The organism is Enterobacter sp. C6, assembly GCF_008122455.1.
GTDB lineage: Bacteria > Pseudomonadota > Gammaproteobacteria > Enterobacterales > Enterobacteriaceae > Enterobacter > Enterobacter pseudoroggenkampii.
In genome coordinates, this window is the sequence record NZ_QPFW01000134.1 from 1 (window position 1) to 9,286 (window position 9,286).

Here is a 9,286-nt window from a genome sequence, read left to right on the forward strand (position 1 = left end):
CATCAGCGAGGTGCCGCCAATCACCACCGAGGCAATGACGCGCAGTTCAAAGGAGATCCCGGCCACCGCCTCGGCGCTCCCCAGACGCGCGCTCAGAATGAAGCCCGCCAGCCCCGCCAGGCAGCCAATCAGCACGTAGACGCTAACCAGCACGCGCTTGACGTTCACCCCCGCCAGGCGCGCTGCCTCCGGGTTACCGCCGATGGCGTAGACGAAGCGGCCCCAGCGGGTTTTATGCAGCGCCAGATAGCCGCCGAGGGCGACGATGGCGAAGATCCAGATCGGAATGGAGATGCCGAGCAGCTCCCCGCGCCCCCACCAGCGGTAGCCCTGATCGAAACCGGCGATCGGCGCGCCGTCGTTGATCACCAGCGTCAGGCCGCGCCAGATGGTCATCCCGCCGAGGGTCACGATGAAGGGTGGCAGGCGCAGGCGGGTGACGCCCAGGCCGTGCAGGAAGCCAATCGCCGTGCCCATCGCCAGGCAAATCCCCAGCCCAATCAGCCAGCTCATGCCGCCCCAGGCGTTCGGATCGACGGTGGTGAAGTTGTCGCCCTTAATCACGTACGCCGCGGTCATGGCGCAGACCGCCAGAATGGAGCCCACGGAGAGGTCAATCCCGGCGGTCAGGATGACAAAGGTCATCCCCACGGCCATGATCCCGTAGATGGAAACTTCGGTCAGAATGTTGAAAATATTGCGTTCAGAGAAAAAGTTGCTGTTCTGCGACTGGAAGAAGATCAGCAGCAGGATCATGAAAATCAGCACCCCGAAGCGCTCGAAGAAGGCGATGGGATCGATGCGTCCGGCGCGTTTGACCGGGGCCTGCGTTTTAGAAATCATCTGCGTCATGAGAAACTCCGTTATGCCGCGTTCAGGGCGTTGTGGTTGATGGCCATCATCGTCATCAGCCGTTCTTCGTTAGCGTCGTCACCGTGGATCTCGCCGGTCACCCGGCCTTCGCTGAGGGTGATGATCCGGTCTGACACCGCCATCACTTCAGGCAGATCGGAGGAGATCACGATCACCGCCACGCCCTTTTTCGCCATGTCAAACAGCACCTGGTGCACTTCCGATTTGGTCCCCACGTCGATGCCGCGCGTCGGCTCATCGACGATCAGCACCCGCGGGTTGAGCGCCATGCAGCGCGCGAGGATCACCTTTTGCTGGTTACCGCCGGAGAGCTTGCGCACCTCCTGCGCGCTGTTGACCATTTTGATCTGCAGCGCTTTGCGGTAGGACTCGATCAGATCGTCCTCTTTGCGGGTGTTCACGAACCAGCGCCACTGCAGCAGCGAGGAGAGGCAGGAGAGCGACAGGTTGTCGCGAATCGACAGTCCCAGCACCGCCCCCTCTTTTTTGCGGTCTTCCGGTACCAGCGCCACACCCTGGTCGAGGGCATAGAGCGGGTCGCGCGGCTGGTACGGTACGCCGTCCAGCTCAAAGCTCCCGGCGGTAAACGCGTCCGCGCCAAACAGGCAGCGCGCCACCTCGGTGCGCCCGGCGCCCACCAGCCCGGCAATGCCTAAGACCTCCCCGGCGTGGACGTGGAAGCTGATGTCGTGCAGGGCGATGCCGTGCGGATCCAGCGGCGGCTTTTCGCGGCTCAGCCCCTTCACCGCCAGGCGGACGGGTTTGTCCTCATGATGCGTTTCGCTGGCGGGACGACGGTTAAAGGCCACGTCACGTCCGACCATCAGGCGGATGAGCTGTTCGACGTTGGTCTCCGCCACAGCGCCGGTGCCGGTGAAACGGCCGTCCTGGAAAACGGTGAAGCGATCGCAGAGCTGGAAAACTTCGTGCAGACGGTGGGTAACGTAAATAATGCTCACGCCGCGGTTTTTAAGCTCCCGCACCACGCGGTGCAGGCTTTCCACCTCGCTGTCGCTCAGCGCGGCGGAAGGTTCGTCCATAATGATGAGCCTGGCGTTGAGGGTCAGCGCCCGGGCGATCTCCACCATCTGCTGCTGGGCAACGCTCAGACGGGCGACCGGCGTGGTCGGCGCAACGTTCAGCTGCAGATAGTCGAGAATGACCTGCGCCTCCTGATTGACCGCCTTTTCGTCGACGATCAGGTTACGTTTACGCGGCTCGCGCCCGAGAAACATGTTTTCCGCAACGGTCATGTTGGGCAGCAGGTTGAATTCCTGATAGATGGTAATAATGCCCTTGTTCTGCCGTTCCACCGGGGAGTCGTCCACCGGCAGCGTTTCGCCGTTGAACCAGATATCCCCGCGGGTTTGCGGCTGCGCCCCCGCGAGCGCCTTCAGCAGCGTGGATTTACCCGCCCCGTTTTCCCCCAGCAGGGCGTGGATCTCGCCCGAGCCGACGGTCAGCTGGGCGCTGCTTAACGCCCAGACGCCGGAAAAGCTTTTTGCCAGGTCGGTCACTTTCAGTAAGGGTTGCGACATCAGTCTGCTCCTCCTCATGATGAGCCGCCAGAGGCGGCTCGGGACATATTAGTTACCGGCCTCACCGATACGCTCAGCCTGCTGCAGGTTCTCTTTGGTGATCAGCGTCGGCGGGTAGTCGGCACCGGTGATGGCTTTCTTCTCGCGCACGTTGGCCACCAGTTGGCTCATCGCCGTCTGCACCGCAAAGCCCGGACGCTGGTCCGCCGTCACCGCCAGCCAGCCGTCGCGCACGCGGGCAAGCGCTTCCGGCACCGCATCAAAGCCGGTGACCAGAATTTCGCCCGGCTTCACGCCCTGGCTCTGCAGCGCTTCAATCGCCCCCAGCGCCATGTCGTCGTTGGCGGAGAGGATTACCTGCGGGCGTTTCGGCAGCGAGGGCAGCACGCTTTCCACGATGCGCATCCCTTCAGAACGCATCCAGTTGCCGGTCTGATCGGCGACGATCTTGTACTTATCCCCGCCCGCCTTCAGGCTGTCGCGGATCCCTTTAGTGCGTTCGATGTTGGAGGAGGAGCCCGGCTGGCCGGTCAGCAGAATGATCTCCGCCCCGTCGGGGAATTTGGTTTTGACGAAGTCGCCAATCGCCTGGCCGCCTTTGTAGTTGTTGGCGCCGAAGTGCGGCACTTTTTTCTGGCTGTCGACGGAGCGGTCAAGAGTGACGACCGGCAGCTTCGCATCCTGAATTTCATCCACCGCGCTGGAGACCGCGTTCACGTCGTTCGGGGAGACGATAAAGCCCTGCGCCCCGCGGGTAATGGCGTTTTCCAGGTCAGCCACCTGTTTTGGCGAGCTGCCCTGCCCGTCCAGCACCTGAAGCTTCACGCCCATCTCTTTTGCGGCTTTCACCGCCGTGCGCTGCATGTGAACTTCAAACGGCATGGCCAGGTTTGGCGTACTGAAAACAATTTGCTCGTTTTCGGCGAGGGCGGCCCCGGACGTCATGGCGATGAGGGCGGCTACGATCAGTTTTTTCATTATTATGTCTCTCTGTGTAGGGTTGTTGTGTTTAGAGGACGATCTCGCGCTGGGTACGCAGCGACTCCAGCGCTTTATCCGCAAGGTACAGCGCACGTTCACCATCATCGCCGCTGCAGTCAGGTACCGCTTCGCCGCGCAGGACCGCAACAAAGTGTTCCCATTCCGCGGCGTAAGCGGATTTGTAGCGCTGCAGGAAGAAGTGTTCCGGCAGCGCGCTGGTGCAGCCCTGTTTGCCGTAGTGCTGCACCTGGTTTTCAAGGATGTTGCCCGCGCACAGCAGTCCTTCGGAGCCGTGCAGCTCCAGGCGCTGGTCGTAGCCGTAAGATGAACGGCGGCTGTTGACGATGGTCGCCATCGCGCCGGAAGCGTATTTCAGAACGATAAACGCGGTATCGATGTCCCCCGCCTCGCCAATCGCCGGATCGACCAGGTTGCTGCCCTGGGCATACACCGACACCGGCTCTTCGCCCATGATGAAGCGGGCCATGTCAAAGTCGTGAATGGTCATATCGCGGAACATGCCGCCGGAAACGCGCACGTACTCCGCAGGCGGCGGAGACGGGTCGCGGGAGATGATCAGCAGCGATTCCGGCTTGCCGATGCGCCCGGCCTGCACGTCGGTTTTCAAGCGGCGGAACTGCGGGTCAAAGCGGCGGTTAAAGCCGATAAACAGCGGCACGTCGTACTCTTTGACCACCTTCAGGCAGTCGCGCACGCGGGCGAGGTCAAGGTGGACCGGCTTTTCGCAGAAGATGGCCTTGCCGTGGCGGGCGGCCATTTCAATCAGATCGGCGTGGGTATCGGTCGCGGAGGCGATCAGCACGGCGTGCACGTTAGGGTCGGTCATCGCCTCCTCCAGGCTCTGCTGGCGGGCCTGATACTGCGTGGCGAGACGGGTGGCAAATTCCTGATTCGGGTCAACCACGGACCAGAGCGTGGTCGCGGCGTGGCTGGCGATGTTAGCTGCATGTACCTGGCCAATTCGGCCAGCGCCCAGTAAAGCAATGTTAAACATAACGGCTCCCGGTGTTGGTGAATGCTGTGAACTAACGACCCTATAAATAAAACATTTATTTCATTTTTATAAATAGTGAAAATTATATTTTTGAGTGTGGGTTAACACTTTTGAGATGAATGAGATAAATTTTGTTATCAATCTCACAACATGGGAGGACATACAGCAGTTCCCCTCACCCCGGCCCACTCCCCAAAGGGGCGAGGGAGAAAAGAGTGCACCACACCATCCCCTCTCCCCTTTGGGGAGAGGGTTAGGGTGAGGGGAAAATGAAATGAAAATTTCGTTACGGCGGAAAATCTTAATACTGACGGGCTTTTTTCACCTGCGCCTGCGTTTGCTCCGCGGCTTCACGCACGGCAGACGATTCCGCCACCTGCGCATCACCGGTTCGCCACCAGGAGGCGTAGTCGTGGGTCATGGTCTTCGGCAGCACCTTGATGTCCAGCAGCGTCGGGCCCGGATGGGTGCGCGACGCCTCCAGCGCCGCCAGCAGGGTTTGCTCGTCGTGCACCCGCCACGCGCGGCAGCCGTAGCTCTCCGCGTTTTTCGCAAAATCGACCTTCACCAGCGGCCCGTCAAGCCGTCCGGTTTCCGGGTTGCGATGGCGGTTTTCCGTGCCAAAGCTTCCCATGCCGTGCCCCATCTGCAGGTTGTTAATGCAGCCGAAGCTGGCGTTATCAAACAGCAGAACGGTGATCTTAATCCCCTCCTGCACAGCGGTTTGCAGCTCGGAGTGCAGCATCATGTAGGAGCCATCCCCCACCATGGCATAAACCGGCTGCTCGGGTCGGGCAAGCTTCGCGCCGATGGCTGCCGCAATCTCGTAGCCCATGCAGGAGTAGCCGTACTCCAGGTGATAGCTGTCCGGCGTTTTGACCTGCCAGAGGCGCTGTAAATCGCCCGGCAGCGAACCGGCCGCGCCCACCACGATGGCGTTATCTTCAATATGCTGGTTGATCAGCCCCAGCACCCGCGTCTGGGTCAGGCGGGTGTTGAGCGTCTCGCCGTACTCCGCCAGCTGCGCGTCCAGGTGCCCCGCCACTTCGGGCGCGTCGTCCGGACGCCACTGGCGATCCCACAGGCGACGGCACTCGTCGCGCCAGGCGGATTTCGCCTCAGCGATCGCCTCTCCCCAGCCGCTGCGGTAATCACCGAGCGCGTGGGTCAATGCCTGGAGCCCGGTTTGGACATCGGCAATCAGCGCCGTGGCGTCCAGCTTCAGGGCGTCAAACTCGGCCACGTTCAGCAGCAGAAATTCGACGTCCGGATGGGAAAAGAGCGCCTTGGAGCCGGTGGTAAAGTCGGTCAGGCGCGTGCCGATACCAATCACGAGGTCGGCCTGCGGCGCGAGCTGGTTGGCCGCCATTCCGCCCGTCACCCCTACGCCACCGAGGTTAAGTGGGTGGTCACTTACCAGCGCCCCCTTTCCGGCCTGGGTTTCGGCAAACGGCAGCCGCAGCGTCTCGACAAAGCCGCGAAACGCCTCATGCGCGCCGGAATAGCGCACCCCGCCGCCGCATACCACCAGCGGACGCCGCTTGCGGGCGATCAGCGCCCGCGCCTGCGCCAGACGCTGCGGATCGGGCGGACGACGCTCGATGTGGTGCACGCGACGCGCGAAGAAGCTCAGCGGGTAATCCCACGCTTCCCCCTGCACGTCCTGCGGCAGGCAAATCGTCACCGCACCGGTATCTGCCGGGTCAGTAAGCGTTCGCATCGCGCTGAGCATCGCGCTCATCAGCTGCTCGGGACGGTTAATGCGGTCCCAGTAGCGGGAGACCGGACGGAAGCAGTCGTTGGTGCTGATGCTAAGATCGTGATACTGCTCGATCTGCTGCAGCACCGGGTCCGGCTGGCGGCTGGCGTAAATATCGCCCGGGAGCAGCAGCAGCGGGATGCGGTTCGCCGTGGCGGTTGCCGCCGCCGTGACCATATTGGCGGCGCCCGGCCCGACGGAGGAGGTGACGGCAAAAATGCGCTGACGCCGGTGCTGTTTGGCGAATCCCGTCGCCATATGGGCGATGCCCTGCTCGTTGCAGCCCTGCATCACCTGCAGATGGCCCGGGTCCTGCTCCAGCGCCTGGCCGATACCCAGCACGTTGCCGTGACCAAAGATGGTGGCGACGCCCTCCACGAAGGGCGTTTCGTCACCGTCCACACTAACGTACTGTTGATTAAGGAACCGGACCAGAGCCTGGGCCATGGTCATACGTTCGGTTTGCATAACGCCTCCTGTCAGCCCAGCGTCGGCATGGAGAACGCAGCGCCTGTCTCCTGCTGCATTTCCGGCCAGCGCGCGGTGATGGTTTTCATTCGGGTGTAGAAACGCACGCCATCGTTGCCGTGGACGTTGAGCGCACCAAAGATAGAACGCTTCCAGCCGCCGAAGCTGTGGAACGCCATCGGCACCGGGATCGGCACGTTGACCCCCACCATGCCCGCCTGCACCTCTTCGCAGAAGCGGCGCGCGCAGCCGCCGTCGCGGGTGAAAATCGCCGAGCCATTACCATATTCATGGCGGTTAATCAGGTCCACCGCGCTGGCGTAATCTGCTACGCGCACCACAGAAAGCACCGGGCCGAAAATTTCTTCTTTATAGATGGTCATCTCCGGGGTGACGTTATCGAACAGCGTCGGCCCGACGAAGTAGCCCTGCTCGTGGCCCTTCACGCTGAAGCCGCGGCCGTCCACGCGCAGTTTGGCTCCCTGCGCTTCCCCACTGTCGATGTAGCCCAGCACCTTGCTGCGGTGCGCGGAGGAGATAAGCGGTCCCATTTCGTTTTCCGGCGTCTGGTCGAGCCCCGGCCCGACGCGCAGCGCGGCAATCTGTTTTTCCAGCCGGGCGCAGAGGTCATCGGCGGTGTTATCCCCTACCGCCAGCACCACGGAGAGCGCCATGCAGCGTTCCCCCGCCGCGCCGTAGGCCGCGCCCATGATGGCGTTGGTCGCCATCTCCATGTCCGCATCCGGCATCAGGATGCAGTGGTTTTTCGCCCCGCCCAGCGCCTGACAGCGTTTACCGTGGGCGGAGGCGGTCTGGTAAATGTATTCCGCAATCGGCGTGGAGCCGACAAAGCTCACCGCCTGCACGCGAGGGTCGGTCAGGAGCACGTCAACGGACTCCTTATCGCCCTGCACCACGTTGAAGACGCCGTCCGGCAGGCCGGCCTCTTTCAGCAGCTGCGCCAGCGCGAGCGCCAGAGAAGGATCTTTTTCCGACGGCTTCAGCACGAAGGTGTTGCCGGTCGCCAGCGCAATCGGGAACATCCACATCGGCACCATCGCCGGGAAGTTAAACGGCGTGATCCCGGCGCAGACCCCGAGCGGCTGCATCAGCGAGTGGCTGTCGACGCCCGTGCCGACGTTCGCCGAGTGTTCGCCCTTTTGCAGATGCGGAATACCACAGGCAAACTCCACCACTTCCAGGCCGCGGGTCAGTTCACCCACCGCGTCGGAAAAGACCTTGCCGTGCTCTTCGCTGATGAGGCGGGCCAGGCGATCCATGTTATCTTCCAGCAGCGCCTTGAAGCGGAACATCACGCGCGCGCGCTTAAGCGGAGCATGACGCGCCCACGCCGGAAACGCCTGCTGCGCGGCGGCAATCGCCTGCTCCGTTTCCTGTGCCGTACTCATCACCACCTGGCGGATCTGCTCGCCGGTGGCCGGGTTGAAGATCGCCTGAACGCGCTGGCCTGAACCGGTGACACATTCGCCGTGAATAAAATTCGCTACCGTCTCCATCCTTAACCTCTCGCTGTTGATACGTGACTGTGACCTGAACACTGTGTACTGAACACTATATATGAAACAAATATTCCATTTTAAGTTGAAATAAAATAAATGATGATTATTGTGATCAAGGATGGATTTTTATGTTAACAGCCAGCACCACTGACGCCGCGTGCGCTATTAAGGAATTTCGGGCGAGGAAATGACTGAAGTTTCTGTTTCATTTTTGCTGCCAGATGGATGGCCGACATTTAAAAGACGCGGTTTTGCGTTTAGAATCATAAGACTGTATTTGGGGGAAAAGATGACGACAGCAACCAGCCTGAACGAACTGCAGCAGCAAATCCGCGATCGCTACGATAGCCTGAGCAAGAGGCTGCAGCAGGTCTCCCGCTACGTGCTGGATAACACCAACAGCGTGGCGTTTGATACGGTTGCCGTCATTGCCGAGCGCGCCGACGTGCCGCCCTCGACGCTGATCCGCTTTGCCAACGCCTTTGACTTCACCGGCTTCAACGAAATGAAACAGCTGTTTCGCATGAACCTGGTGGAGGAGACCGCCAGCTACAGCGACCGCGCCCGGCTGTTCCGCGAGATGGAGAGCGAGGCCGTGCCGGAAACGCCGCTCGATATCCTGCAGGAGTTTGCCCGTTCAAACGCGCAGGCGCTGCAGCAGCTGGCCGCCCGCGCCGAACCGGAGATGCTGGAGCGCGCGGTACAGCTGCTGGCCGACGCCGACACCATCTACATCGCCGGACTGCGTCGATCCTTTAGCGTCGCCGCGTACCTTACCTACGCCCTGAGCCATCTGGAGTGCCGCCCTATCCTGCTCGACGGCATGGGCGGCATGCTGCGCGAGCAGATTAGCCGCATTAAGGCGCGCGACATTGTGGTGTCGATAAGCTTCTCGCCGTACGCGGAAGAGACGGTGATGGTCAGCGAAACCGCCGCCAGCGTTGGCGCGCGGCAGATTGTGATTACGGACAGCCAGATAAGCCCCCTGGCGACGTTCAGCGATCTCTGCTTTGTGGTGAAAGAGGCGCAGGTGGACGCGTTTCGGTCTCAGTCGGCGACGCTGTGCCTGGTGCAGTCGCTGGTGGTGGCGCTGGCATATCGACTGGGGAGCGGGGAGAAATAGCCCCCAATG

7 protein-coding genes are annotated in these 9,286 nt (G+C 61.6%); 1 reads left to right on the plus strand and 6 read right to left on the minus strand.

Translation table 11 applies throughout. From position 1 onward, the window contains the following. From DOU50_RS02490 to DOU50_RS02515, 6 genes are all read right to left on the minus strand, one after another. A partial coding sequence (locus tag DOU50_RS02490; RefSeq protein ID WP_148768714.1) for an ABC transporter permease occupies positions 1–852 on the minus strand: 852 nt, incomplete at its 3' end. 11 nt (positions 853–863) lie between these two features. Next, positions 864–2,411, minus strand: coding sequence for a sugar ABC transporter ATP-binding protein (locus tag DOU50_RS02495; RefSeq protein WP_148768715.1), 1,548 nt, complete (start codon positions 2,409–2,411; stop codon positions 864–866). Between the two features lie 48 nt (positions 2,412–2,459). Beyond that, positions 2,460–3,389, minus strand: a complete 930-nt coding sequence (locus DOU50_RS02500; RefSeq protein ID WP_008502118.1) for a sugar ABC transporter substrate-binding protein — start codon at positions 3,387–3,389, stop codon at positions 2,460–2,462. Between the two features lie 31 nt (positions 3,390–3,420). Beyond that, a complete protein-coding gene (gene iolG, locus DOU50_RS02505; protein ID WP_148768716.1) occupies positions 3,421–4,407 on the minus strand; it encodes an inositol 2-dehydrogenase in 987 nt (328 codons plus the stop codon). A gap of 301 nt (positions 4,408–4,708) precedes the next feature. After that, positions 4,709–6,634 (minus strand): 3D-(3,5/4)-trihydroxycyclohexane-1,2-dione acylhydrolase (decyclizing), encoded by a 1,926-nt coding sequence (iolD, locus tag DOU50_RS02510; protein WP_148768717.1) that lies wholly within the window; start codon positions 6,632–6,634, stop codon positions 4,709–4,711. Positions 6,635–6,645: 11 nt separating this feature from the next. After that, complete coding sequence (locus tag DOU50_RS02515) at positions 6,646–8,151, minus strand: CoA-acylating methylmalonate-semialdehyde dehydrogenase (RefSeq protein ID WP_148768718.1); 1,506 nt, start codon at positions 8,149–8,151, stop codon at positions 6,646–6,648. Positions 8,152–8,443: 292 nt separating this feature from the next. On the opposite strand from DOU50_RS02515, the gene DOU50_RS02520 reads away from it, so the two are divergent. Further along, a complete protein-coding gene (locus DOU50_RS02520) occupies positions 8,444–9,277 on the plus strand; it encodes a MurR/RpiR family transcriptional regulator (RefSeq protein WP_024908667.1) in 834 nt (277 codons plus the stop codon). Positions 9,278–9,286: the final 9 nt, after the last annotated feature.